The 23,933-nt window shown below is 39.1% G+C and carries 25 protein-coding genes; 17 read left to right on the top strand and 8 right to left on the bottom strand.

The genetic code is table 11. The features are described 5' to 3' along the window. Window positions 1–61: 61 nt before the first annotated feature. The 11 genes from CDG56_RS06850 (at window position 62) to rplS (ending at window position 10,672) form a co-directional block, all read left to right on the top strand. Window positions 62–580, top strand: coding sequence for a GspH/FimT family pseudopilin (locus tag CDG56_RS06850; RefSeq protein WP_087547364.1), 519 nt, complete (start codon window positions 62–64; stop codon window positions 578–580). Continuing rightward, window positions 577–1,119 carry a type IV pilus modification protein PilV gene (gene pilV, locus CDG56_RS06845; protein WP_087547363.1) on the top strand — a complete coding sequence of 181 codons (543 nt, stop codon included), beginning with the start codon at window positions 577–579 and terminating at the stop codon, window positions 1,117–1,119. The genes CDG56_RS06850 and pilV overlap by 4 nt, the downstream gene beginning before the upstream one ends. Continuing rightward, window positions 1,120–2,130, top strand: coding sequence for a PilW family protein (locus CDG56_RS06840; protein ID WP_087547362.1), 1,011 nt, complete (start codon window positions 1,120–1,122; stop codon window positions 2,128–2,130). It begins immediately after the preceding gene. After that, window positions 2,127–2,960 (top strand): PilX N-terminal domain-containing pilus assembly protein, encoded by an 834-nt coding sequence (locus CDG56_RS06835; protein WP_004660197.1) that lies wholly within the window; start codon window positions 2,127–2,129, stop codon window positions 2,958–2,960. The genes CDG56_RS06840 and CDG56_RS06835 overlap by 4 nt, the downstream gene beginning before the upstream one ends. An 18-nt stretch (window positions 2,961–2,978) precedes the next feature. Further along, window positions 2,979–7,205 carry a PilC/PilY family type IV pilus protein gene (locus CDG56_RS06830; protein ID WP_087547361.1) on the top strand — a complete coding sequence of 1,409 codons (4,227 nt, stop codon included), beginning with the start codon at window positions 2,979–2,981 and terminating at the stop codon, window positions 7,203–7,205. Then, a complete protein-coding gene (locus tag CDG56_RS06825; protein ID WP_171295116.1) occupies window positions 7,193–7,780 on the top strand; it encodes a type IV pilin protein in 588 nt (195 codons plus the stop codon). The genes CDG56_RS06830 and CDG56_RS06825 overlap by 13 nt, the downstream gene beginning before the upstream one ends. After that, a complete protein-coding gene (locus tag CDG56_RS06820; RefSeq protein ID WP_087547360.1) occupies window positions 7,780–8,238 on the top strand; it encodes a type IV pilin protein in 459 nt (152 codons plus the stop codon). Before CDG56_RS06825 ends, CDG56_RS06820 begins: the two co-directional genes overlap by 1 nt. 257 nt (window positions 8,239–8,495) lie before the next feature. Next, window positions 8,496–8,753 carry a 30S ribosomal protein S16 gene (rpsP, locus tag CDG56_RS06815; protein ID WP_087547406.1) on the top strand — a complete coding sequence of 86 codons (258 nt, stop codon included), beginning with the start codon at window positions 8,496–8,498 and terminating at the stop codon, window positions 8,751–8,753. A 16-nt stretch (window positions 8,754–8,769) separates the two neighbouring features. Next, a complete protein-coding gene (rimM, locus tag CDG56_RS06810; protein ID WP_087547359.1) occupies window positions 8,770–9,318 on the top strand; it encodes a ribosome maturation factor RimM in 549 nt (182 codons plus the stop codon). Between the two features lie 45 nt (window positions 9,319–9,363). Continuing rightward, window positions 9,364–10,104, top strand: a complete 741-nt coding sequence (gene trmD, locus CDG56_RS06805; protein ID WP_087547358.1) for a tRNA (guanosine(37)-N1)-methyltransferase TrmD — start codon at window positions 9,364–9,366, stop codon at window positions 10,102–10,104. A gap of 196 nt (window positions 10,105–10,300) precedes the next feature. Further along, on the top strand, window positions 10,301–10,672 hold the full coding sequence (rplS, locus tag CDG56_RS06800) for a 50S ribosomal protein L19 (protein WP_004660214.1): 372 nt from the start codon (window positions 10,301–10,303) through the stop codon (window positions 10,670–10,672). Between the two features lie 58 nt (window positions 10,673–10,730). On the opposite strand, the gene CDG56_RS06795 is transcribed toward rplS, so the two are convergent. Continuing rightward, window positions 10,731–11,702 (bottom strand): esterase/lipase family protein, encoded by a 972-nt coding sequence (locus CDG56_RS06795; RefSeq protein WP_087547405.1) that lies wholly within the window; start codon window positions 11,700–11,702, stop codon window positions 10,731–10,733. Between the two features lie 105 nt (window positions 11,703–11,807). After that, entirely contained in the window at window positions 11,808–12,851 is a 1,044-nt protein-coding gene (locus CDG56_RS06790) for a lipase secretion chaperone (protein ID WP_087547357.1), read from the bottom strand. Window positions 12,852–12,988: 137 nt separating this feature from the next. Here CDG56_RS06790 and truB point away from each other — a divergent pair, with 137 nt between their 5' ends. The 3 genes from truB (at window position 12,989) to CDG56_RS06775 (ending at window position 15,273) form a co-directional block, all read left to right on the top strand. Next, window positions 12,989–13,882: a tRNA pseudouridine(55) synthase TruB gene (truB, locus tag CDG56_RS06785; RefSeq protein WP_004660218.1), complete on the top strand. Its 894-nt coding sequence runs from the start codon at window positions 12,989–12,991 to the stop codon at window positions 13,880–13,882. 11 nt (window positions 13,883–13,893) lie between these two features. Then, the gene (locus CDG56_RS06780; RefSeq protein WP_087547356.1) at window positions 13,894–14,664 is read left to right on the top strand and encodes a sulfite exporter TauE/SafE family protein; all 771 of its coding nucleotides are present in this window, start codon (window positions 13,894–13,896) and stop codon (window positions 14,662–14,664) included. Window positions 14,665–14,814: 150 nt separating this feature from the next. Then, window positions 14,815–15,273, top strand: a complete 459-nt coding sequence (locus CDG56_RS06775) for a hemerythrin domain-containing protein (protein ID WP_087547355.1) — start codon at window positions 14,815–14,817, stop codon at window positions 15,271–15,273. A gap of 25 nt (window positions 15,274–15,298) precedes the next feature. Here CDG56_RS06775 and CDG56_RS06770 read toward each other — a convergent pair whose 3' ends face one another. From CDG56_RS06770 to serA, 3 genes are all read right to left on the bottom strand, one after another. Beyond that, on the bottom strand, window positions 15,299–16,165 hold the full coding sequence (locus CDG56_RS06770; protein ID WP_087547354.1) for an EamA family transporter: 867 nt from the start codon (window positions 16,163–16,165) through the stop codon (window positions 15,299–15,301). A 93-nt stretch (window positions 16,166–16,258) separates the two neighbouring features. Further along, window positions 16,259–17,128: an EamA family transporter gene (locus CDG56_RS06765; RefSeq protein WP_087536016.1), complete on the bottom strand. Its 870-nt coding sequence runs from the start codon at window positions 17,126–17,128 to the stop codon at window positions 16,259–16,261. 115 nt (window positions 17,129–17,243) lie between these two features. Beyond that, window positions 17,244–18,476 (bottom strand): phosphoglycerate dehydrogenase, encoded by a 1,233-nt coding sequence (gene serA, locus CDG56_RS06760; RefSeq protein WP_004660223.1) that lies wholly within the window; start codon window positions 18,474–18,476, stop codon window positions 17,244–17,246. 358 nt (window positions 18,477–18,834) lie between these two features. Here serA and CDG56_RS06755 point away from each other — a divergent pair, with 358 nt between their 5' ends. The 3 genes from CDG56_RS06755 to CDG56_RS06745 all read left to right on the top strand — a co-directional run bounded on the left by CDG56_RS06755 (window position 18,835) and on the right by CDG56_RS06745 (window position 21,695). Next, window positions 18,835–20,244 (top strand): FAD-binding oxidoreductase, encoded by a 1,410-nt coding sequence (locus tag CDG56_RS06755; protein ID WP_087547353.1) that lies wholly within the window; start codon window positions 18,835–18,837, stop codon window positions 20,242–20,244. 109 nt (window positions 20,245–20,353) lie between these two features. Next, complete coding sequence (locus CDG56_RS06750; RefSeq protein ID WP_087547352.1) at window positions 20,354–20,929, top strand: hypothetical protein; 576 nt, start codon at window positions 20,354–20,356, stop codon at window positions 20,927–20,929. A gap of 1 nt (window position 20,930) precedes the next feature. Then, complete coding sequence (locus tag CDG56_RS06745) at window positions 20,931–21,695, top strand: DNA polymerase beta superfamily protein (protein ID WP_087547351.1); 765 nt, start codon at window positions 20,931–20,933, stop codon at window positions 21,693–21,695. Window positions 21,696–21,952: 257 nt separating this feature from the next. Here CDG56_RS06745 and CDG56_RS06740 read toward each other — a convergent pair whose 3' ends face one another. The 3 genes from CDG56_RS06740 to CDG56_RS06730 form a co-directional block, all read right to left on the bottom strand. After that, window positions 21,953–22,267: a putative quinol monooxygenase gene (locus tag CDG56_RS06740; RefSeq protein WP_087547350.1), complete on the bottom strand. Its 315-nt coding sequence runs from the start codon at window positions 22,265–22,267 to the stop codon at window positions 21,953–21,955. A 12-nt stretch (window positions 22,268–22,279) separates the two neighbouring features. Continuing rightward, the gene (locus tag CDG56_RS06735; RefSeq protein WP_087547349.1) at window positions 22,280–22,870 is read right to left on the bottom strand and encodes an NAD(P)H-dependent oxidoreductase; all 591 of its coding nucleotides are present in this window, start codon (window positions 22,868–22,870) and stop codon (window positions 22,280–22,282) included. 108 nt (window positions 22,871–22,978) lie between these two features. Beyond that, the gene (locus CDG56_RS06730) at window positions 22,979–23,851 is read right to left on the bottom strand and encodes a DUF4349 domain-containing protein (RefSeq protein WP_087547348.1); all 873 of its coding nucleotides are present in this window, start codon (window positions 23,849–23,851) and stop codon (window positions 22,979–22,981) included. Window positions 23,852–23,933 lie beyond the last annotated feature (82 nt).

Raw genomic sequence — 23,933 nt, 5'->3', positions numbered from 1 at the left:
GGTTCTGTAAAAATAAGATTTAATATAGAGTAAGGGAATTTGGATAACTAGGTGTAAAGCGATGGGGAACAATCGAGGATTCACTTTGATAGAGTTGATTGTAACACTGTCAATAATATCTATTATTGTTACGATCGCTATGCCTTCTTTTGGAGATATGTTGACGCGACAAAAACTTGATGCATCTTCGCGTGATTTTATGGCTACATTGAGTCAAGCTAGATCTCAGGCGACAGTCTTAAGATCAACTGTTGCAGTTTGCCCAAATAAGTTGGCTTCTGATCCAGATTTTAATAAAGATAAATGTGCACAAGCTGCAATACCAGCTTATACGGCTACTAGTCCAGCTTTAACTACAACCCAAAAGCAGGATATTTTAAATAATCGTGTTTTTTCAGTTGATATTGATTCAAAAGTAGCTGTTGAATCGACGAGTGATTCTTTTATTTTGTTTAATGCTACGGGTAGTGTAGCTGCTGTCAAAACGTTTAGGCTTTGCGCTTCTGCAAATAAGCGAACGATAACAATAACTCGTTTAGGTAGCGTGACACAGGCAAAAAATACGGGTGTATGTGTATGATAAATATAAAAAATCAACAGGGTGTTGGTCTTGTGGAGGTTTTGGTTGCTTTGTTATTACTTGCTGTAGGTGTGTTGGGATACAGTATCTTGCAATTTAGAGCCATAGATGCATCGAGTGAAGCTTTAACTCGTTCCCAAGGGGTTTTGGTTTTACGAAGTCTTGCTGAGGGTATTCGAGTAAATTCTGCTGGACAAGCGAACTACCCAGCGGCCGTACGTAATTATACGAATATAACAGCTTTACCTACAGCTCCTACAACCACATGTTTTAACCCTGTGACAGTTTGTACGCCAGCGCAAGTGGCGACATATGATGCCTATTTTGCTGCAAAAACTGCATTTGAATTAGGGATGAATATTACAATGACTGCTTGCCCAGGTACAGCTGGGGCACCAGTTCAGAGACAATGTCTTTTTGCTGCTTGGGGGGATACGGTGTTGAGTGTAAGTGGTACAACTGCTGATATTAGTCAATGTATGTCTGCAACTGGTGTATATGTAAGTAATTCTAAATGTTTAATGATGGAGGCATATTAAATGACTAGTCTTCGTCAAAAGTATAAAATCTCCAATCAATATCAAAAAGGTTTTACCTTAATAGAATTGATGGTTGCATTAGTTTTGGGCCTATTGGTTTCTGCAGCCGCAGTGCAATTGTTTACAGGTAGTATTTTATCAACGCGTATGCAACAAGCGAATGATGAGTTGCAGAATAGTGGTATTTTTGGTTTAGATTATATTGTCCGTGATATTCGTTTAGCAAATTATGAAAATATTAATAACCCAGAATTGAATGAGCAAACACCTTGGGGGGGAATTGTTCTAACAGCTAATAATGGGGTCTTAACCAACACTAATCTTCCGATTCCTGCAGCAGCACCTTTTATTGCTCAAGGTCTGTTGAGTCATAGTGTGGGTCTAAATGAAGCTGTGAGCACTACCCAAAACCAATGGCAAGGATTATCAAATGTGGATGTGCAAAGTGATCAGTTAACGATTCAATTTGTAGCTCCGAATGATATGGTTAACTGTGAGGGGGGGGTAGTTCAAGCTCGTGATTATGTCATTCAACGTTACTTTATCCGACGAGATCCCGCAACCGCAACATCTGGTACTGATTTTGGTTTAGCTTGCGATGCCAATACCCCTACACCTGTCGGCACAGCGGCTGTTTCTACTCCAACAAATCTAACTGGCTTTGGTGATGCAGGTGAAATGATTATTCCTCGTGTTGATCACTTTACAGTTCAGTTAGGTGCGCGCACTCCAACAGGAAATCTAGCTTACTATACAATTAATCAATATCGTCAACTTGCTGCAAATGCTAGAGCTGCAACTCCTGCTACGATTCCCCCAAGAATCGTTTCAGTTAAATTTGCTGTGTTAGTTCGATCTTTGGATGATACAAAAAATGCATCGATTGATCTCACTAAAAAAATAGATATTTTGAATCAAAGTGTTGAATTGAAAGATAAAAATACAAAATATGCCCGTCGTGTATACACTACAACGGTAGCGCTTCGAAATGCTTTAGGGGAAAGAATATGAAAATAGCTTATCGCCGAGGACAAAGAGGAGCTACTTTAATTGTAGTTTTAATTTTATTGTTACTGATTACGATTCTAGGGATTCTGGCAATCCGTACGGCAATTACTTCTCTAAATATCGCAACTAATAGCCAAATTGGTCAGTTATTAGTACAAACGGGTGATGCACCTACAAACCAATTTATAAATGTTTCAACTTATGAAGCATTAAAAAAAGCGGATGTCGTCATCGGAGCAGCAATTTTGGAACATAAAAGTGCGCCAGGTAAAGAATTTATTTTTTGCTACAGACCTACATCGGCGCAACAAATGGGAGCTGCTTTAGATGCAACCGTATTGGTTCCTCCAGCACAGACTGATCCTGCTAATACCAAAGCAACAATTGATTCTACTCAGTCTAATCGTAGTGGTTTTTGTGATTTAGAAAAGGATTTTGGAAGTGCTCGGTCAGCAGTGGTAACACAAGTTGCTGTTCGTATACCAACAGATGCCGCAAATGCGGGTATAGGAGCTTATTTAGATCGTAACTCTGATTTGAGTGAAAACTCACTTGTAAAAAATAGTAAGGCTTCTGATTCACGTGTACGCATCACAATTACATCAATCCTTCCAAGTTACTCAACACAGGATTTGTCTGTAGTGCAGGAAGACTGTATTGGATCAGCGACATCCGTAGGATATATCAATGACAATCTTGATGAGGCAGTTGCAGGTAAAAAAACGATGGCCGAGTGTTTATCTGGGTACGGTATTCCTGTAAATACGCAAGTACAAGAATTAGTTCTACGTGAACGTGAGCAGCAAATAAGTGCTCCAGTACCAACCCCATAATGAAAATGGAGAATGATGATGAAAAAATTAAAAAATAGGTTGAATTCTCAAAATCAAACTCATCATATTCAATATGGTGTGTCATTTGCTTGGGCATTTACTGGAACGATGTTGGTTGCTTCTTCAGTTGCGCAAGCTACCGATATGCAAATTTATGCCGTACCCACTGCAGGTAAAAAAACCATTGTCATGATGTTGGATACTTCTGGTTCGATGGGTTATACCCTTAGTTCTGGGTATAGTTTGTATGACGATTATGGTCTAACAAGTAGTAGTTGTAGTGTAACTTCGTCTACGAGTTCAACAACACCATCTTATACGCGTTATTATTGTTCAATATCTGCAAGTACAACCAACGCAAAGGTCAAAGATACCGCTTCAGGCTGTGAGGCACAACCTTTAGGTGCGACAGGTGCATCAATTACAGGTTATCGTTGTTATGATCGTTTGAGCCGTCTCAAAGATGGTATGTTTGCTTTTTTAGACAGTAATAATCCAACATTAAATAATGTACGCGTAGGTTTGGGACATTTTTCAGCCTATAACTCAGGGACTACAACCGGAGATGGTTCATCAGGTGAAATTTTAGTACCTGCTAAGGCGCTTGGAGCTGTTGGCTCTACCCAACGTGTGGCATTAAAAACTGCGGTTGCAGGTCTTGTTGCAAGTAATGGTACGCCATCTGCCCATGCGTTTGCAGAAGCCGCAGCTTATTTGATGGGGACATCGACATATACTGAAAACCGAGTCTATCGTGATATTGCTGTAGAAAAGCAAAGATTAATTAGGCGTTATAGCCGAGTCGCTGTAACGGTAAGTGGTAAAACATACTATCGTTATACATATACGTATCAATTTTCAACATGCCAAAGCCTAAATGCAACGACATTTGGAAATACAAATACACAAAGCTGTGCAAATTGGGGAACATCCACCAATACCTCATATCAAGATCCAAGTAATACGACACGAACAACAAGTAGTTCGAATCCTGAATGGGTTAATCAACCGTGGAGTGCGGATTATGATTCAACAAGCCCAAGTTCTATTTCAAATCCAAATCGTGATACCGATCAAACGATTATTTTTAGGGTGAATGAATCTCAACTTTATCAAATCAATGCGGATGCGAATAGTGGGGTTCCGAAGTCAAAAAGTAGAGATACAACGTCGAATCCAGATATTGTAATGGATCGAACGGCGGCTGATATTGATGTGGCATATAAATCCCCATTGCCTGATAGCGCTGATCGAGTTTCTTGTGATGGTCAAGGGGTCTACTTCTTGTCAGATGGTGCTGCGAACAGTTCTAGCACAGCAGAAGCTACGCAAGTAATGTCAAAAGCATTAGGTAGTAGTGGGGCTGGTTTTAGTTGTAGTGGAGGACTAAGCAATACAGGTAGTGACTCAGCTTGGGATTGTATGGGGGAATTCGCTAAGAAGTTATATGACAGTACAAAAAACCCAGCAGGTGTATCTATTCAGACAGCTTTTGTTGGTTTTGGTTCAGTCATGAATAACTTAACAGCAACTAGCGGTGCAGCAGATGCTAGAAATGCCTGCAAAATCAGTTCTCGGACACAAGCTGATCGTACTGGTAATGATGCTTGTTCACCTGGTCAAGGAACTTATGCAGTTTCTAGTCCTGGTTATGGTAATGGTGGTTTTTTCCCAACCCAAAGTTCAAGCGGAGTGACAGACAGTGTTATTGCGTTTATTAATAACTTAGGTTCGGCACCATTGGAGCCATTAACGACAGGCGCAATTTCAGTTCCAATCGATGATTTGGATCCATCGGGTTTACAACCTTATGGTTATTTACGTGCGCTAGAACCTAACCCGCAAAGTAATAAAGTGATTTGGGCTGGTAATCTTAAAAAGTATAAAGTTGCTTTAACCGGTACAAATACAGGCGCATTTACTTCAGTGAATGGAACTACACTTGTCTATAAAACTGATGGCGGTTTTAATACAAATACAAAAGATAATTGGAACAATGCGAGTGTCTATCAGAATACGAGTTATGATGATGGCGGGATTGTTAATTTAGGTGGAGCATACTCTCGTGTACCTATGCCTATTCTAGGTCAAAATCAGGATTTGAATAAAAAGCCAAAAGAATATGCATTAACTGCGACTCCAAATGCTTTAAGAACTTTATTTACAGATGTTGCTGTAACTGGTGGTAGTACATTAACAGGAGCAAGTAACGGTGCAAGTTTATTGCGAATTCCTGAAGGAATCGTACCTACTACAAATGTTGATTCATATGTTTTGGGTAAATTTTCTACTCAACTTGGTTTAAAAGATTTTCCACTCTTTATCAAGCAAAAACTTTTGAATTATCTTGGGTATAGTGTTCCTTTAGATGAAACTGCTACAGCTTTACCAACGTCATTAATTACACCAAATGCTCCGAATTTAGCGATGGGTGGAAGTATTCACTCATATCCAATTCAATTAACTTATTCAGGTACGTTAGATTCAGCAGGTAAACTGACAAGTACACGAAGCCAATCTGTTTTGTATGGAACGATGGATGGTGGTCTTCATCTTGTTGACGGTGAAACGGGTGTTGAACAGATGGTTTTTGTTCCAGCTGAGTTGTTAAGAAGTACATTGTCATCAAAAGCTTTGGTGAAAGGACAAGATGATACGAATGCACCTGTACATGGTGTAGATGCTGCATGGGTTGCTGATGCTGCCTATACAACGCAGAAAGCAGCATCTGCTACAGATAGTAGTCTAGTTAAAGCCCGTCAAATGAATGTGTACGGTGGCTTGCGAATGGGGGGGAGTAGCTATTATGGTTTAGATGTTTTAGATCCTAAAGCACCGAAATTTCTATTCCGCGTTGGTGCTGACCAATCTAATTATTCACGCATGGGGCAATCTTGGTCTAAGCCTGTTTTGGCAAACATTCGATATAACAATCAGATTAAACGAGTGATGATCGTTGGCGGTGGATATGATCAATGCTACGAAAACCCAAAATTTGAATTTGGTAAAGTATTATCTTATACGAACGTAAACGGTGTAAATGTACCGACGGATTACCCAGATGCTTCTTGTGATAATCGTACTGAAGCAAAAGGGAATGCGATTTACATTATTGATGCTAAAACTGGTGCTCGCTTGTGGTGGGCAAGTAGTTCATCTGGTGCTGATGTGACAAATGCCGATATGAAACACAGTATTGTTAGTCGTATTAGTGTTATTGATCGGGATGCAGATGGTTTAGCTGATCATTTATATTTTGGTGATTTAGGTGGTCAAGTTTTCCGTGCAGATCTTAATAATGCTTCAGGTACGTCAAGTGCAAATTTAGGTAAGCGAGTTGTTCGTTTAGCAAATCTCGCAACGACAACAACTGGAACTGCCTTAACTAATGGCACAAATCCTCGTTTTTATGAAGCACCAACTTTAACAATTCATGACCAAGGTGCTACAACCTTTATTTTGGTTGGTGTCGCTTCAGGAAATCGAAGCACTCCACTAGATGTTTATCCATTGATCGGTCGTGATGGGATGTTGCCTAAAACAGCATTGACAGATCGATTGGTAAATAATGTATACGGTCTTATTGATCGTGATTTCATCAAGAGTAATTTAATCAGCGGATCGCCAACACTATTAACACAAAATAAGACACTTGCTAATTTACAAAAGAATCCTCAAACATTGACAGGAAATATTCCAGCGGTCTTTATTGGTGCAACAGCAACAAAAGACGGTTGGTATCGTTCCCTTTCAAGTAAAAGTGATGGAACAGAAGTGTCTACTACTACTACTGGGTTTAGACGGATTGCTGGTGGTATGAAAGCCTTTGAAGAGCCAATAGCAATTACTGGAAATCTTATTATTCCTGTTTACGATCCTCAAGGAACTGGTATTGCTCCACAGAATCCTTGTTTACCAAGGGTAGTTGGTGAGACTGATCGTCAACTATATGGTTTACCATTTGGCGTATATTTAAAAGCAGATGGAACTCCAGATACTGGTACAGGGGGGATGGAGAATAACTCTGGATTACAAACAACAACGCTAAATTGTCCGGATAATGCCACCGAGTGTAATTCTAATGTAATTGGTACAGGTATTCGTGGTGTTGCCTTAGTTCCAAAAACTAATACTGGATCTTCTTGTGCGGGTAAAACGATTTCAGCACCAATAAGAGGTGTTGGTGAATGGGGATGCAGTGCAATTATTAACCCTACTCGGTGGTATGAAAAATGGGTGAAATAATTAAACACATGAAATCAATTGGAGACGTCGCGCTCTTTCAGCGTGACTCCTCCAAGAGTCGAGGAGTGAATGGATTCACTCTAATCGAACTGATGCTAGTATTAGTTTTGATTGCAATTTTTATGGTTATTGCTATTCCTAGCTATCAAGAGTATGTAAGGCGAGCAGATGCATCTGCTGTTCAGCAAGAAATGCAGAAAATTGCTGAACAATTAGCTAGACATAAAGCAAAAAATTTTACTTATCGTGGTTTTGATCCTGCATATATCTATGGTGCCACAGGTCCTATGACATCAGTTATATTGCCTCAGGGGGCAACAGGAATGGCAATCAAATATACAATTACGATTCGTGATGCAGATGATTCAACTAAGTTATTGACTGCAGTTGATGGGAGTTCACCGCCTAAACCAACTGTTCGTGGTAGAAACTGGGCGATGAAAGCAGAGACTTCTGATGTTAAAAATTACAATTTTCTAATGACTAGTAGTGGTATGAAATGTAAAAACAAAACAAAAGCGAATGTTAGCTATGCTGATTGTGGAACTACTGTAACTGGCAAAGAGGATTGGTAATGATAAGCCAACGCGCTTTTACTTTAATTGAATTAATAATAGTTGTGACTGTTATTGCGATTTTACTTGCTATCGCATACCCATCTTATACAGCTTATCAAATTCGCACGCAGCGGGTAAATGCCCAAACTGAGATGTTAGATATTGCAAGAAATTTATCTAACTATAAGTTAGCTAACTATAATTATGCAGGGCGTACAGTTTCTAATATCTTTGGTAGATCAACAATACCTTTGGGTAAGCCGTTGTATGATATTGTACTTACAGATGTAAATGGCAATCCATTAACTGCCTCAAATGCAAACGTAAGAACTTGGTTATTAGTTGCAACACCTAAAAGTGGGACAAATCAATTTGGTAATGGCGTTATCTGTTTAAATGATCAAGGACAGAGGTTTTGGGCAAAAGGGGCATCTGCATGTATTCTTTCGCCAACTTCAAATTGGGACGGACGTTAATTGATTCCTTTCCAGTCCCAAAAGCAAGCTTAACTAGCTTGCTTTTTTATTTAGTAGTTTTCATGATTTACTTAAAGTAGCCTATCACCTTAGTTATTGGTAATTATTCTTGGTAAATTCAAAACTGTGGATAACTTTAAATTTAGTCTTTCTTTCAGAGCAAATATAACGTAAAATACCGCCCTCTATGAAAGGGGTTTGAAGTGTTGCCGATGGTCGGCGCAGGGATAATCCGTAAAAATTATAAGGTTGTTCTCATGGTTGTTATTCGTTTAGCGCGCGGTGGTGCAAAAAAACGTCCATTCTATCAAATCGTTGTGACTGATAGCCGTAACGCACGTGACGGTCGTTTCATCGAACGTATTGGTTTCTTTAACCCAACTGCACAAGGTAAAGCTGAAAAAGTTCGTTTAGATGCTGACCGTTTTGCACACTGGATTTCTCAAGGTGCTCAACCTTCAGAACGCGTTGCTTCTTTAGCTGCTCAAGCTAAAAAAGCTGCAACTGCTGCGTAATCGTAGTAGGTAGCCCATGACATCGACACAGAATGTGCCAGAAGATCGTATTCAGATTGGACAGTTACGTTCAGCTTATGGATTGAATGGGTGGCTCTGGGTTTACTCCAATACTGAACCTATGAGCAATATGTTTGACTACCTTCCTTGGTATATTGAGACCAAGGCAGGTTGGCAAACCATAGATGTAAAACGTTGGAAACCACATGGCAAAGGCTTGGTTGTTGCATTAAAAGGCGTGAATGATCGCACAGGTGCAGAAAACTTAGTTGGTGCAAATATCTGGATTGCCAAATCACAGCTTCCTAAAGCAAATGTAGACGAGTACTACTGGTCTGATCTTAAAGGTCTAACAGTGTTAGGTCTTGATGATGAAGAACAAGAAGTGAATCTCGGTCAAATCTACGAACTGTTTGAAACTGGTGCTAATGATGTCATGGTCGTGAAAGCGACACCTGATAGTATTGATGCTGAAGAGCGAATGATTCCTTGGCATAAAGATGTGGTACAACGCGTTGATCTTGAAGCTGGTCGTATTTACGTCAATTGGGGCGTAGACTACTAATCCTTTTTGGAATAGTAGCGCAGCAGGAAAATAAAGGAGTCTGCGGTGTTTTTTGCAGTCATCACATTGTTTCCTGAAATGTTTGAAGCGATTACGGCATATGGCATTAGCGGAAGAGCAACAAAAAAAGATATTGTGCAAGTCACTTGTATAAATCCAAGAGATTTTGCAGAGGGCAACTACAAACGAGTGGATGAACGTCCTTTCGGTGGTGGTCCTGGTATGGTGATGATGGCTGAGCCTTTGGCAAAAGCAATTAACCATGCCAAACAACTTGCAACACAAGCAGGCTGTGTTCATGCCCCAGTGGTGTATATGTCACCGCAAGGGAAAACTTTAAATGAACAGGCAGTACAACAATTCGTTGATTATGATGGTTTGATTGTATTGTGTGGGCGTTATGAAGGAGTTGATGAGCGTTTAATCCAGCATTATGTTGATCAAGAGTGGTCAATTGGGGATTACGTTTTATCGGGTGGTGAACTGCCAGCGATGGTGTTGCTTGATAGTATTATTCGTCGATTGCCGAATGTCATGTCTGACGAGCAATCTGCGATCCAAGATTCTTTTGTGGATGGTTTACTGGATTGTCCACAATATACCAAGCCAGACCATTTCGAAGGGTTGGATGTGCCTGAGGTACTGAAATCAGGACATCATGCCAATATTGCGAAATGGCGTTTTTTACAGCGCTATCAACGAACTTTAGATCGTCGACCAGAGTTGGTGGAAAAAGTTGAGTTGACTAAACAGCAAAAAAAATGGCTTAAAAATTCGCAAGACTAAACTGTTAGAAGTTTGTGTTTGCAACAGACGAGAAGCTTTGCTTCGAGTTACTACTTAAACTGAGTTTAAGTTGAAAATAGGCTCTTTAGGGTAATTTTGCTTTAAAGGGAAAGTTAAACGAGCGATATGCGTTTTAGCCTCTATCCTCAGCGGTGTAAGAGACCTCTTCTCTCCCGCACATATTGGAGATTCCACAATGAGTGGTAAACATCCTTTAGTTCAAGCTGTTGAAAATGCACAGTTAAAAACTGATATCCCTGCTTTTGCTCCTGGTGACACTGTTATCGTTCAAGTTAAAGTAAAAGAGGGTGACCGTGAGCGTCTTCAAGCATTTGAAGGTGTTGTAATCGCGAAGAAAAACCGTGGTTTAAACTCTGCTTTCACAGTTCGTAAAATCTCTAGCGGTGTTGGTGTTGAGCGTGTTTTCCAAACTCACTCTCCAATCGTTGCTAAAATCGAAGTGAAACGTCGTGGTGACGTTCGTCGTGCTAAACTTTACTACCTACGCGAGTTGTCTGGTAAAGCTGCACGTATTCGTGAAAAGTTACCAGCTCGTAAACAAGGTTAATTTTAACTTTGTTGTAAAGCAAAAAAATGCGCCTTTGGCGCATTTTTTTATGGCTATTCTATAGTCCTTGTAATTTTAGTCGATTGGCATGTTGACGATAAATATCAATTGGATCAGGTGCAAACAGTGATTTCAAACCTAAAACCTGATTCACTTCATCTGCATGATTCCAAGGGAGATTATCTCTGATCGTACGTCCAAACTTAGCGCTACAACGGCTTACCATACCATCATTATCTCCTTTAATATCGACAATTAGGCTCGTACCTGCAAATAGTGGATCAAGAGGGTCAAGAATGTTTGTGACTGCTTGAGTCCCTGAGAATGAATACATATATATTCCTTTCTCTTGATAATTACCTTCGCCACATGTTGTAGTTGGTACGCCCATTGGGAATCGTGTATTGAATTTGGTTGAACCTTCTACTGAAATACTACGTCCAGCGGCTAAAGCATCGTGAGGATAGCTTTTTGGATTAAGTCCTTGTGCCCATGTAATTGCGCCTGAGAAAAAGTTCACGACGGCAGAGCCAGCTGTACCTAAGACAGTACCATCTACATTCATAATTAAACTAGCGACAGGTGAGCCTTTATGGGTTCCGCTTACACTGGTTAATGAGGCAACTTTATTCGGCATAATGCCAGCCACGTAACGGATCGTTGGACCACCTTGGCTATGACCGATTAAATTAACTTTAGGTTGTCCAGTAATCGCAATAATTTCTTCAACTTGCTGCGCGAGTTGTTCACCACGAATTTCATGTGAGTTAAAAGGGGAAAGTCGTGTCGCCCAGACATTTGCACCATTACGAGCAAGGTCAGGTAGGATTTGATGCCAGTAATCAACGCCTAGAGGATCACTTCCTACACGTGAAAAACCTGCGACACCATGTACAAAGACCATCGGATATTTGGTTTTTGCATAAGTAGAGGAGGCCGTACCTGTAACTTGTGTTGCGTTTGATGCGTAGCTTGTTGATACGCTCATTGCTATCATAGATAGTGCAAGACAGCGGATTAGTTTTTGCATGATATTTCTCTCGATTTTTGTTTTCATCAGGGTCTTGATGTTCTTGCGAACTGACATTGCATCCTTGCTAAATCGCATTATTTCAATGTCTTGTATTACGTGTTCCTAGTTGCTAAAAGGTAAGGTTCCTCCTTGGTCATGAACCGTTTCAAATGTTTGTATACGTTGCTGTTCCTGTGGAGACTGGAACTGTTGTTGTTTGAGCTGTTGAATGGCTTGATCTTTGGCTGAAGTGCTCATATTGCTATCTACAATGGTTTTACGTTCATCCAGATAGGATTGTACGCGTTGCTTCCAGTCAGAACGTTGTTGATCAAGCTGCTCTAAACGTTGGGTGGCTGCCTCTCCAACCAGATTGACCCGCATATCCCGAAGTTCCTGCGCTGAACCATTTCTGGCCTTGATTTGTGCAGTTAAGGAGTGCAAATCATCAAGTTTGGATAAATCCTTAAGATTGTCTTGCCAATCCTGAGGAAGTTGTTCAAAGCGTTGTTGTAATTGTTTCGCTTTTGCTCCAGCATCCAGTGCATTACTTTCTAAAATTTGCATACGGTCGAGCGTATATTGCTGATAAATATCCTCAGCGCCAAATAAGCCTTCTATTTCAGGCTTTGAAAAGAAACGTTGTTTTAAATCATGCATGGCATTAAAAACAGTCTGGAAATATTGATAGCTTTCCTGTGTGGGTTGTTGAGTCTGTAATTTACTGAGCTCTTGGCGATATTCTAAATAACGTGACCATAAGGTTAAAACTTGCTGTTGTTGTGAAGCTTGAAATGTTTTAGCGATATAAAGCTGAAAGTTATGCCGAATTTCATCAATATTCCGCTCGCCGTATTGAGAAATAAAATACTCAAAACAATTCCGCGTGCGTTCATTCACAATTAAATGCTGAGCGCTATTGAATTGTAAATTGCAGTCAATCTCAGTATCCATTTGGCTGATGCTATTAAAAGAAGTATCGAGTTGATTGATATTCTTTGGATTCTTATGTAGCTGTGATGGATTACTGTTGTTGCTATATTCATCAGTTGAATCAAGTGATTGCTGAGACTGATTTGGATATAACCAATACAATACGCTCAGCGTGACTGCTGAAATGATCAATAAGCTACATAATAATGCTATTTTTTTTCCATTTTTATTCATTAAGCATAATCCATTTGCTTTTAATTTCGGAAACGAATATAAATTTATCATAAATGTTGTTTTTTTGAGCGTTTAATTTTTAAAAATCCGATGAATAGTTTTGATAAAATACCGTTTTATACTTTGACTTTTCATTTATGAAAAAAAGTTCTTATCGCCATCTGAGTGGTGTTTTCTTATTAAATAAGCCGTTAGGTTTAAGTTCTAATTCGGCATTGCAAAAAGTACGTCGACTTTTTAATGCACAGAAAGCAGGACATACAGGTGCTTTAGATCCGCTTGCAACAGGTTTATTACCGATTTGCTTAGGGGAGGCAACCAAGTTTTCGCATTATTTATTGGATTCTACCAAACGTTATCAAACAACAGTAAAACTTGGACAAACAACTGCTACGGGTGATGTTGAAGGGGAAATTCTTCAACAAAGAGATGTGCCTGCATTAACTGAAGCTAATATTGAACAGGTTCTAGAACAGTTTCGTGGTGATATCAAGCAAGTGCCACCGATGTATTCGGCACTGAAACGAGAAGGTCGCCCTTTGTATGAGTTAGCGCGCCAAGGAATTGAAATTGAGCGTGAAGCGCGTCCAGTCACTATTTATGAACTCAAGCTTTTAAGTTTTACCGAAGACAGTTTGACCTTAGATGTGACGTGTTCTAAAGGAACTTACATCCGAGTGTTAGGTGAAGATATTGGTGAAGCTTTGGGCTGCGGTGGACATTTAACAAAATTACATCGTACTCAAACGGGTCATTTTGAAATTAATCCAAGTTATACCATCGAATATTTAGAAGGGCTTACTCAGGAACAGCGGGATGCATTATTGTTGCCTGTTTATGCACCTGTTGAGCATTTTCCACGGGTTCAATTACCCGAAGGGCGTGAAAAATATTTTGGTAATGGTCAAGAAAGTAATATTGAGCACGAAGCTGCTGCTGAAGTATTGGTATTCGATGGTGAGCGTTGTTTAGGCTTAGCTGAAATTACAGATAAAAAGCGTCTTGTGCCAAAACGTTTGTTGAATTTATAGAGTTAGTGTTGATGGAATGGGAGCTGATTCTGAGTTTGGTGTTCTTTGCATTCTGTGCGGGAACCATTGATGCGGCAGTTGGTGGTGGTGGGTTAATTCAGATTCCAGCATTAATGGGTGCATTACCACAAACGGCTCCTGCAACATTATTTGGAACAAATAAACTTGCCTCTATTTTTGGAACGGGTTCAGCAGCTCTTTCATTTGTACGTCGAGTAAAGTTGCAGTGGTCATTATTATGGGTGATCGCAATTTTTGCTTTTGTCAGTGCGTATGTAGGTGCAGCCTGCGTTTCATTGGTGCCTACTCATATATTAAGACCGATTGTCTTAGTCATGCTGATTGTGATTGCGATTTATACCTTTATGAAAAAGCAATTTGGGCAAGTACATGTTGATCAACACATCACACCAAAATTGTTATTTTTTGCCGCATTGGGTAGTTTAGCGATCGGTTTCTATGATGGAATCTTTGGTCCTGGTACAGGTAGCTTCTTTATCTTCTTTTTTATTCGCTTTCTTCAAGTCGATTTTTTACATGCTTCTGCATTATCCAAGATTGGCAATTTTATGACGAATCTGGCGGCACTGAGCTTCTTTATTCCCGCAGGGCATATCTTCTTTCAGCTTGGTTTTATGATGGCGGCTGCCAATATTGCAGGTTCATTATTGGGTGTACGTTTGGCTTTGAAATACGGTAGTAGTTTTATTCGTATTTTATTTTTGATTTTGGTCAGTATTTTAATTTGTCGGTTGGCTTATCAAATCTTTGTTGCAGTTTAATCTATAAAAATAAACTTTCCATACAAAAACCTACGCAAACATCGCTGTTTAAAAAAGTATCATTTTTTAATATGAAAGCTCAGCCAAACAGATCAACTAGATAAGAATTGAAGTAAGTCTTGATTATGCTAGCCATCGCAGAGGTAAAGAATGAATATATTTGAGGCACTCAGAGAAAGCCACGAACAACAACGTAACTTAGCTGAACGATTAATTCAGACCAGCGGACATACTCAAGAAAGGGAAGATTTATTTAAACAGCTTAAGAATGAACTCTATGCGCATTCAGTTGCCGAAGACCGTTATTTATATATTCCTCTAATGTTTGATGATGTGGGTTTAGACATTATCCGCCATGCTTTATCTGAGCATCATGAAATGGATGAACTGGTTGAAAAATTAGAAGAAACTGATATGAGTAATCCGAGTTGGTTAGCGACAGCAAAACAATTAAGTGAAAAAGTCCATCATCACTTAAAGGAAGAGGAACATAAATTTTTCCAACAGGCTGGAAAAATATTAGAGGATGATGAAAAGGAAAAACTAGGTAAAAAATATCTTACTGAATATCAGAAATATAAAAATGCAGATAGCTCATTTTCGTTATAACGAAAATGAGCAGAAAGGAGTGCTCTTACTGTGTTTGAAATTTTTCCCCACGTAAGGTCACTCCAATCGATGCAATCATAATACAGCCCAATGCCACCCATTGAATCAGGCTAATTTGTTCATGCAGTAACACGAGTCCTGCTAAAGCAGCAAGCGCAGGTGCAAGGCTTGAAAGCGTACCATAGCTGAGTTTACTTAAACGTTTTAGTGCCATGAGATCGAGTGCATAAGGAATAGCTGTAGCTAGAATTGCAATGACTAAAGCTTTACCCCAATATTGAGTGTCGAGTAGAGCAGGTGCATTACTCCACAGACCAAAGGGAAGTAAGGTCAGGGCAGATAAACCAATCGCAATAGTAAGCGCATGCATCCCAATATTTTGCTGTACTACGCGATGCCCAAAATAAATATACAAGGCCCAAAAGAGTCCAGCACTTAAAGCGCAAGCAGCTCCAAAGTAGGAAAAATTTTCCGAGTTCGCATCGTGCCAAGGAACCATTAATGCGATTCCTAAGATAGCAAAAACCACCCAAATATAATCACTGCGCTGTTTGATTGATAGTAATGCTAATCCTAAAGGACCGATGAATTCTAGGCCTACAGCAATCCCTTGAGGCAGTTTGCCTAAAGATGTATAAAACAGAATATTCATACAACCTAAGGATGCACTATAAAGTAATAAATCACGCCATTTTAAATACTTTAGCTTAGATAATACTTTCCATGAGCGGAACATGATCGCAACCAAAATCGTTGCAAAACAGAGTCGTAGAATCGTGACGGTCAGTGGATCAAGTGTTGCAATAAGTTGTTTGGCAAATGAAGCGCTGATTTGATAAGACACCATGGAAAGAACCATGTACAGCACCGCGACCAACTGGATATTTTTCATGGAAGATCTACAAAAGCAAAGTAAAAAATACCTACAAGATAGGTGGTTTGATTATAAGATGAAGACAGTACATCGTGATGGAACGCTTTCATTTTATTTATTCACTTTTTGCTGTCGAGCATGTTGAGTGGTAAATGTACAACCGATCGATGCGATGATAATCGTGCCAAGCGCAAGCCATTGATTCCACAATAAAGTCTCACCCAGAAAAATAAATCCTGATAATGCAGCTACGGCAGGTTCAAGACTCATGAGTGTTCCAAAACTTAAAGGAGTTAGGCTTCTTAAAGCGATCATTTCTAAAGTAAAGGGCAATGCACTTGCTAAGATTGCAAGTCCAATAAAATAGTAGATATTTGGCAATTCAATGACACGATCAAGCGCCCCTGAAAAGATGGCGAAAGGTAATAAACACAGCATACCAATACTCATGCCTAAACAAACCGTATGATTACCTGAAATACCTGATGGTTTTTGACCTGCGATAATGTATAGCGCCCAACATGCACCTGCAGCCACAGCGAAAAATACACCGACTAAATCTAGATGTTGTTGTGCTTGTTGTAGAGGAAATAGCAATACCAAACCTAGAATAGCGCAACCCACCCAAATAAAATCATAGCGCTGTCGTGCATGAAATAGTGCAACACTTAAAGGGCCGATAAACTCAAAGGCAACCGCTAAGCCCAAAGGCAAACGCTCTAGTGATAAATAAAACAGGGCGTTCATTCCAGCAAGTGCAAAACCATAGCTGAGAATCGCTTTCCAACGAACCACTTTGAAGTTGATGGTCCAAATTTTAAAAATTACCGCTAAAATGAGTGCACCAAAAAACAGACGCATGGCTGATACGGTAAGGACTGGAAAACTTTGGAACAGAATTTTGGCTAAAGAACCGCTTCCTTGTACACACAACATGGCAATCATTAATAACAATAAGGCATGAAGTGGGGTTTTTAACATTAGAGAAGCAACTTATTATTTGAACAATTGGTATATTATTCACATAATAATTCAAATGCGAATAAAAAAGCCACAGCTATTGCTGTGGCTTTTTATAGATTATTCTAAATTTAGCTTAGAACAATACACGTACACGAATTGTGCCTTCAACTTGGCTTAAGGTATCAAGTGCTTCTTGAGAAGCAGATGCGTCAACATCCATAACGAGATAACCAATATCACCTTTGGTCATTAAAGACTGACCAGAGATGTTGATGCCTTGTTCAGCAAATAATGTATTGATTTTAGACAACACACCTGGCACGTTTTTGTGGATGTGAAGTAAACGGTGTTGACCGTCAGAAAGTGGTAATGCAATTTCTGGGAAGTTCACCGCAGAAAGTGTCATACCTTTATCTGAATATGCAACGAATTTTTCAGCAACTTCTAAACCGATGTTTGCTTGTGCTTCCATCGTAGAACCACCCACGTGTGGTGTTAAAATCACGTTGTCTAAGCCACGAAGTGGAGACTGGAATTCTTCACCATTTGCTTTTGGTTCTTTCGGGAATACGTCGACCGCTGCACCAGCGATGTGACCAGATTTAATCGCATCTGCCAAATCTTCAATGATGACACATGTACCACGTGCAGCATTAATGAAGATCGAACCTTCTTTCATTTTTGCGAACTGTTCTTTTTTGAAGAAGTTACGTGTAGAAGGAACATCTGGAACGTGTAAAGAAACTACATCAGCAGTTTCTAAAAGCTCATCCAATGAACCCACTTGGCGTGCATTACCTAACGGTAATTTAGTTACCGCATCATAATAGCAAACTTTCATACCTAAGCTTTCAGCTAAAACTGAAAGTTGTGAACCAATTGAACCGTAGCCAATAATACCTAGAGTCTTGCCACGCGTTTCAAAAGAACCAACTGCAGATTTGTTCCAACCGCCTGCATGTGTATCTTTTGATTTTTCAGGTACACGACGAAGTAATAAAATTGCTTCAGCAAGAACCAATTCTGCAACCGAACGTGTATTTGAATATGGTGCGTTGAAAACAGGGATACCACGAGACATCGCTGCTTTTAAATCGACTTGGTTGGTACCGATACAGAAACAACCTACCGCAATCAATTTATTCGCTGCTTCAAAGATTTCTTCAGTCAATTGAGTACGCGAACGAATACCAACAAAATGAGCATCTTTGATCGCTTCTTTTAAAGCTTCACCTTCAAGTGCAGTTTTGTGGTAGTCGATGTTGGTATAACCCGCAGCGTTTAATGTATCGATGGCATTTTGGTGCACACCTTCTAACAAAAGGAAACGGATTTTGTCTTTAGGTAGTGATAGATGTTGGCTCATTACGGCTCCGCTACAAAGGCCAAAATTTAGTTGCAGTATCATAGCATAGAGCTTTGAGATATAGATATTTCGTTTAAAATTAGCTCAGCATAAATGTTGAGAATTTTTTCAGTTTCGAATGAATTTTAGGGTTTATACACATTTTGTTATGACACTATTGCCATCCTGTGCTTTATCCCTCGCTTGCTTACATGTAAAATAAGGAAATACGATAATCAAACTGATCAATTGAAAGTTTGATGCTTTCGCTAGCGTTTCTATATTTTGGATGTTTCCAGACCTTTGTTTGTAAGGTTTTGAAAGATATTATGTTGTCATCCAAAAGCCCTATATTTACTTCTTGCTAGGCCTGTAAACGATGAATGCTTCAGTCGCTTTGACACCTGAATTATTGACCCAATTGACGGCAATTGTAGGTGAAAACCGTATTAAAACCGATGCTGACAGTTTAGAAAATTGGGGGCGAGATCATACTAAACATTTTGATCCGAACCCATCAGTCATCGTTTTTCCATCAAGCACTGAACAAGTTCAGTCGATTGTAAAACTGGCGAACCGTTTTAAAGTGGCAATCACGCCATCAGGTGGTCGTACAGGTTTATCTGCTGGTGCGGTGGCGAATAATGGCGAAATCGTGATTAGTTTTGACAAGATGAATCAAATCTTAGAATTTTTGCCAGCAGATCGTATGGTTCGCGTTCAAGCGGGTGTTGTGACTGAACAACTGCAAAATTATGCTGAACAACAAGGTATGTATTACCCAGTGGACTTCGCTTCAGCTGGTTCAAGTCAAATCGGTGGAAACATTGGTACAAACGCGGGCGGTATTAAGGTCATTAAATATGGCATGACGCGTAATTGGGTACTTGGTTTGACAGTTGTGACGGGCAAAGGTGACATTTTACGTTTAAACAAAGGCATGATTAAAAATGCGACAGGCTATGCCTTACAGCATTTATTTATCGGCGGTGAAGGTACATTAGGTTTAATCACTGAAGCTGAAATTAAACTTGAGCGTCAACCACAAAACCTACAAGTCATGGTATTGGGTACGCCTGACTTTGAAGCAGTGATGCCTGTATTACATGCTTTCCAAAAAGAAATCGACTTAACCGCATTCGAATTCTTTGGTGAAATGGCGATGCAAAAAGTATTGGATCGTGGTCATGTACAACGTCCATTTGAAACAACTTGCCCATTCTATGTATTACTCGAATTTGAAGCACCGTATGAACCGATCATGGACAAAGCAATGCAGATTTTTGAGCATTGTATGGAACAAGGTTGGGTGATTGATGGTGTAATGAGCCAAAGCTTAGAGCAAGCTCAAAGCTTATGGCGTTTACGTGAAGATATTTCAGAGTCAATTGCGCCGTATATTCCTTATAAGAATGATATTTCAGTGTTGATTACGCATGTACCTGCGTTTATCTCAGAAATTGATGCGATCGTTTCACAAAACTATCCAGACTTTGAAATCTGCTGGTTCGGTCATATTGGTGACGGCAACCTGCACTTAAATATTTTAAAACCTGAAAACCTGACTAAAGATGAGTTTTTTGCGAAGTGTCAGGTAGTGAATAAATACGTGTTTGATACTGTGAAAAAATATGATGGTTCGATCTCTGCCGAGCATGGTGTAGGGATGACCAAGAAACCATATTTAGAATATTCACGTTCGCCTGAAGAAATTGAATATATGAAAGCATTAAAATTGGCATTTGATCCAAATGGGATTATGAATCCAGGTAAATTATTTGATCTTTAATACTTGATTAAATAAAAGAAGTTCTGTTAAAAGCGTATCGTAAGATGCGCTTTTTTGTTATACCTAGAACTTAATAAGTAACCGAACTTTAATATTAAAAGGACTTTTAATGAAAATATCTCATATTTTATTATTTTCTATTTTAAATATTATTGCCATGAAGAATAGCTATGCCTTAACTGAAAATCAGGAAAAAGTACAAGTTTTAAATGTGATTAAGAAATATTCAGAAGTTACTGCATGTATGACAACCTTTGAAAAAGATTCAGAAATTCGTACTACGATGAAAGATGTATTTACAATAGATAGAGATTTATCTTCAGGTATCTCTAGTTATTTCATCTTATGGGGTGGGGATCGAGGGTGTCAGGGGGGTAGTGGGACATATTCAGCGATTCTTTCAGAAGTCTCACGATTTTCTGAAAGTAGACCATTTCTAGTACAAAATGATGATGCTCTAGGTACAGATATTTATGAAAATATAAACTTTCGCTTTATAGAGTCTGTGAAAATGCTTCAACCAAAGACTTTGGAAATCATTTCATGGAATTATGCTGATGATAAATATGGTGGAAAAGATGGAGGAAATAATTTTCCAGCAAATAAATTCAAGTATATCGTCAAACAAGATGATAATTATCAATGGAAGGTGATTAACCAAACTCTTATTAAGCAGAATAAATAACATGAACATCCATCATGAAATCGAAAAACTATTTCAACAGCGCCAAGATATTCCACTATTTTATATTGAAAGTGGGAGTCGTCTATGGGGTATGGCTAGCCCTGACAGTGACTATGATGTGCGTGGCTTCCATTTGCCGAGTAAAGATCAATATTTTGACTATAAAAAGTATCGTGATCTAATCGAAATCATGGACGGCGATTTTGACTTTGTGTCCTATGATCTCGATAAAATGTTTGGATTACTGGCAAAAAGTAACCCAACAGTTTTGGAATGGGTCAGAGCGCATATTGTTTATTTTAATGCTTTTCCAGAATGGCAAACTTTTCGCGATGGATTGCTTGAGCGAATCGATTATAGCGCGTTGTATCACCACTACTTATCATTTGCGAAAGGTGGCATAAAAGTGATGCAAACTGCAGATAATTTTACCTATAAGAAAGTATTTTATTCGATCCGTGGTTTGATGTCGGCAGAGTTAGCAACCCAAGAAGTCATGCCTGAATTACTGATTACCGATTTATTTGCGCAAGTCTCTGAGCATGATCCATTACGTCATTGGGCAGAGGATTATTTAGAAATTAAAAAACAGCAGAAAGAGAAAGCTCAACTTCCTGAAATGGAGCAAACTGCGATTCTGAATTTACTGGAAACCAATATTGAACAGTTGGCTACTAAAGAGATGCAAAAAGCTGATCGTCGAGAGGGCTTAGAGAGTTATTTAACGGAGTATAGTCGGCATTTGAAGCAGTATTATTATAAGTAAAATCATTTACTTATATTTTTTTGTCTTGACAGAGTCGTATAGTATTCTCATTCATATTTAAGATTAGCCTTCGGCTGGAGTTACTTTGATTTTGCCCAAAGTAACCAAAGGCATTGTCATCTGCAAAACCTGTTCACTTCTTGCATTAATTAAAATTTATCGCAGAAACAGCATCTTCTTGAAATCTCGCAGGTTGCAGATGACATTACCGACTATCATATATTTTGTGAGGATTTGATAAATAACCAATCTTTGTTCTAAATCCCACTTTCCAAAATACGCACTTTGACATTAGCCAAATGAGCTTTGGTCGCTTCAAAATGCTGCTGCATATGTGCAGTTTGCATATGTGCTTCGAGATGAGCAGTACTTTGCCATTTTTCTAACATCACAATGCTATTTTCATCTTGCGTCTGCATAGCAATCGCTGGCAGGTGATCAATCAATGGGGCATAGCCATGACAACCATCCTCTGCCAGTACAGTTGGAATGATTTTTTGGAAAGCATCTAAAACTGCTTGGCGATGTTCTGCACCTGCATGTGTCTGAATTTCTGCAATAATCGTCAACATAGGATTTCTCTCTTAATGGGCAGTCGCAAAAAGCTGATCTAAATGGGCTTTGTACGCTTCAATGTAGCTTGGTACATCGGGCATTTTGATTACATCATTCACGATAAATGTAGGTAATGATTCCATACCCAAGAATTGATTGGCTTTATGGAAAGCTAAATACACACCATCAACGCCAACGCCGTGAAAGAATTGATCTGGATCAGTGAACGCTTCAATTGGTGCATTCCATGTCAACGACAACATGTATTTTTTATCTTGGAGCAAGCCACCTGAACCATATTTTTTCGATGCATCAGAACGGCTACGTCCATCACTGGCATAGAGTGAACCATGACCAATCGTAAAAATATCATCAATATATTTTTTCATGGTCCATGGCGCGCCCATCCACCAACCTGGCATTTGATAGATTACTACATCTGCCCATAAATATTTTTCAATTTCGGCTTGGATGTCATAGTCACTGTCGGTACGTGTCACTTGTACTGTATGACCTAAAGCTTTTAGATGTGATTCGGAAAAGTCAGTCAGGGTGTCATTCAATTCACCATTCGAGTGAGCGAATTGTTTAGCACCATTAATAATTAAAATATTGCTCATAGAATTAAACTCAAAAATAGATTTCTAAAACTTGGATATATTTTAGAAAATCTATTCATGAGTAAAAATGTATAAATAAGCAAAATACTATTGACTAAAAATCAATAATTATGGGTTCTGTTTTCGTGTTTTATAAGCTTTACGGATTAACCAAATTGCAATAATCACTATATAAAACGCCCAAAATTGGATCAACCAGATGAGCGTTTCTTTAAAATAGGATAGTCCAATTTTGAATGCTTCGGCTATTCGGGTGAGTAATGGATCGCTGTCTAGTGATGCAATACGATGAATATTGAGGTCATGACTCTTACGCACTTTTGGCTGTTGGAAAAATTCTAAACGAATGGTGCTATACGCTAGGCGATCTTTCACTTCTAAATCAGTGAGCTGTTGTAATTGATTATTTACTGCATTAGATGCGCTATTACTTTGGTTCGCTGTATTGAGTTTCTCTTCTAAGAGTTTTAATTCATAACGTTTTGCTTCGTAGCTTTGTGTATTAAAGTTCAGCATTAAAGGCAGTAAATGATTTAGAAATGTTGTCACCTGATCATTTGGAATACGTACCGTCAGTTGTACCGTGGGCGTGATTTTTTCATAAATATCCACGGTTCCATCGATACGATCATGTTGAGAACGGTCACTCACTTGATAGTCAATTTGCTTATTCTCAATATAGCCATTGTATTGCAATAACTGTTGCTCAAGCGTAGATGTGGTTTTTAATACATCGTTCACTTCAAATTTTAATTCAGCACTTTTAATTAATTGCCGATTTTGTTCGAGAGCACTTTGTTGTGTGCTTACCAGCTGTTCGGGGTTTTTTGCTGCATTTGCTCGAATTGTTTCACTATTGGGCGCCGCACTTTCTGTCGCTACAGATGCATCGCTTGCAGCACCTTCTTCTTTTTTCGAACAGCCGACAATCGTACTACTGACGACTAAAATAATTGCTAATTTTTTTGCTAAATCTGACATTGGTGATGCCTAATCCGTGGTGATGTTTATGTTATAAAATTTGTTTTTTTATTGACTTGTGATGATGTTCAAATGATTGATA

Source organism: Acinetobacter sp. WCHA39, assembly GCF_002165385.1.
In the GTDB taxonomy this organism is placed as follows: Bacteria; Pseudomonadota; Gammaproteobacteria; order Pseudomonadales; family Moraxellaceae; genus Acinetobacter.
The sequence above is the reverse complement of the archived record's forward strand: the minus strand, read 5'-3'. Positions and strand labels throughout refer to the sequence as shown.

Excerpts from the sequence above, each read along its gene's own strand:
- CDG56_RS06850 (WP_087547364.1), top strand. The coding sequence starts at position 62 with ATGGGGAACAATCGAGGATTCACTTTGATAGAGTTGATTGTAACACTG.
- pilV (WP_087547363.1), top strand. The coding sequence starts at position 577 with ATGATAAATATAAAAAATCAACAGGGTGTTGGTCTTGTGGAGGTTTTG.
- CDG56_RS06840 (WP_087547362.1), top strand. The coding sequence starts at position 1,120 with ATGACTAGTCTTCGTCAAAAGTATAAAATCTCCAATCAATATCAAAAA.
- CDG56_RS06835 (WP_004660197.1), top strand. The coding sequence starts at position 2,127 with ATGAAAATAGCTTATCGCCGAGGACAAAGAGGAGCTACTTTAATTGTA.
- CDG56_RS06830 (WP_087547361.1), top strand. The coding sequence starts at position 2,979 with ATGAAAAAATTAAAAAATAGGTTGAATTCTCAAAATCAAACTCATCAT.
- CDG56_RS06825 (WP_171295116.1), top strand. The coding sequence starts at position 7,193 with ATGGGTGAAATAATTAAACACATGAAATCAATTGGAGACGTCGCGCTC.
- CDG56_RS06820 (WP_087547360.1), top strand. The coding sequence starts at position 7,780 with ATGATAAGCCAACGCGCTTTTACTTTAATTGAATTAATAATAGTTGTG.
- rpsP (WP_087547406.1), top strand. The coding sequence starts at position 8,496 with ATGGTTGTTATTCGTTTAGCGCGCGGTGGTGCAAAAAAACGTCCATTC.
- rimM (WP_087547359.1), top strand. The coding sequence starts at position 8,770 with ATGACATCGACACAGAATGTGCCAGAAGATCGTATTCAGATTGGACAG.
- rplS (WP_004660214.1), top strand. The coding sequence starts at position 10,301 with ATGAGTGGTAAACATCCTTTAGTTCAAGCTGTTGAAAATGCACAGTTA.
- CDG56_RS06795 (WP_087547405.1), bottom strand. The coding sequence starts at position 11,702 with ATGCAAAAACTAATCCGCTGTCTTGCACTATCTATGATAGCAATGAGC.
- CDG56_RS06790 (WP_087547357.1), bottom strand. The coding sequence starts at position 12,851 with ATGAATAAAAATGGAAAAAAAATAGCATTATTATGTAGCTTATTGATC.
- truB (WP_004660218.1), top strand. The coding sequence starts at position 12,989 with ATGAAAAAAAGTTCTTATCGCCATCTGAGTGGTGTTTTCTTATTAAAT.
- CDG56_RS06780 (WP_087547356.1), top strand. The coding sequence starts at position 13,894 with ATGGAATGGGAGCTGATTCTGAGTTTGGTGTTCTTTGCATTCTGTGCG.
- CDG56_RS06775 (WP_087547355.1), top strand. The coding sequence starts at position 14,815 with ATGAATATATTTGAGGCACTCAGAGAAAGCCACGAACAACAACGTAAC.
- CDG56_RS06770 (WP_087547354.1), bottom strand. The coding sequence starts at position 16,165 with ATGAAAAATATCCAGTTGGTCGCGGTGCTGTACATGGTTCTTTCCATG.
- CDG56_RS06765 (WP_087536016.1), bottom strand. The coding sequence starts at position 17,128 with ATGTTAAAAACCCCACTTCATGCCTTATTGTTATTAATGATTGCCATG.
- serA (WP_004660223.1), bottom strand. The coding sequence starts at position 18,476 with ATGAGCCAACATCTATCACTACCTAAAGACAAAATCCGTTTCCTTTTG.
- CDG56_RS06755 (WP_087547353.1), top strand. The coding sequence starts at position 18,835 with ATGAATGCTTCAGTCGCTTTGACACCTGAATTATTGACCCAATTGACG.
- CDG56_RS06750 (WP_087547352.1), top strand. The coding sequence starts at position 20,354 with ATGAAAATATCTCATATTTTATTATTTTCTATTTTAAATATTATTGCC.
- CDG56_RS06745 (WP_087547351.1), top strand. The coding sequence starts at position 20,931 with ATGAACATCCATCATGAAATCGAAAAACTATTTCAACAGCGCCAAGAT.
- CDG56_RS06740 (WP_087547350.1), bottom strand. The coding sequence starts at position 22,267 with ATGTTGACGATTATTGCAGAAATTCAGACACATGCAGGTGCAGAACAT.
- CDG56_RS06735 (WP_087547349.1), bottom strand. The coding sequence starts at position 22,870 with ATGAGCAATATTTTAATTATTAATGGTGCTAAACAATTCGCTCACTCG.
- CDG56_RS06730 (WP_087547348.1), bottom strand. The coding sequence starts at position 23,851 with ATGTCAGATTTAGCAAAAAAATTAGCAATTATTTTAGTCGTCAGTAGT.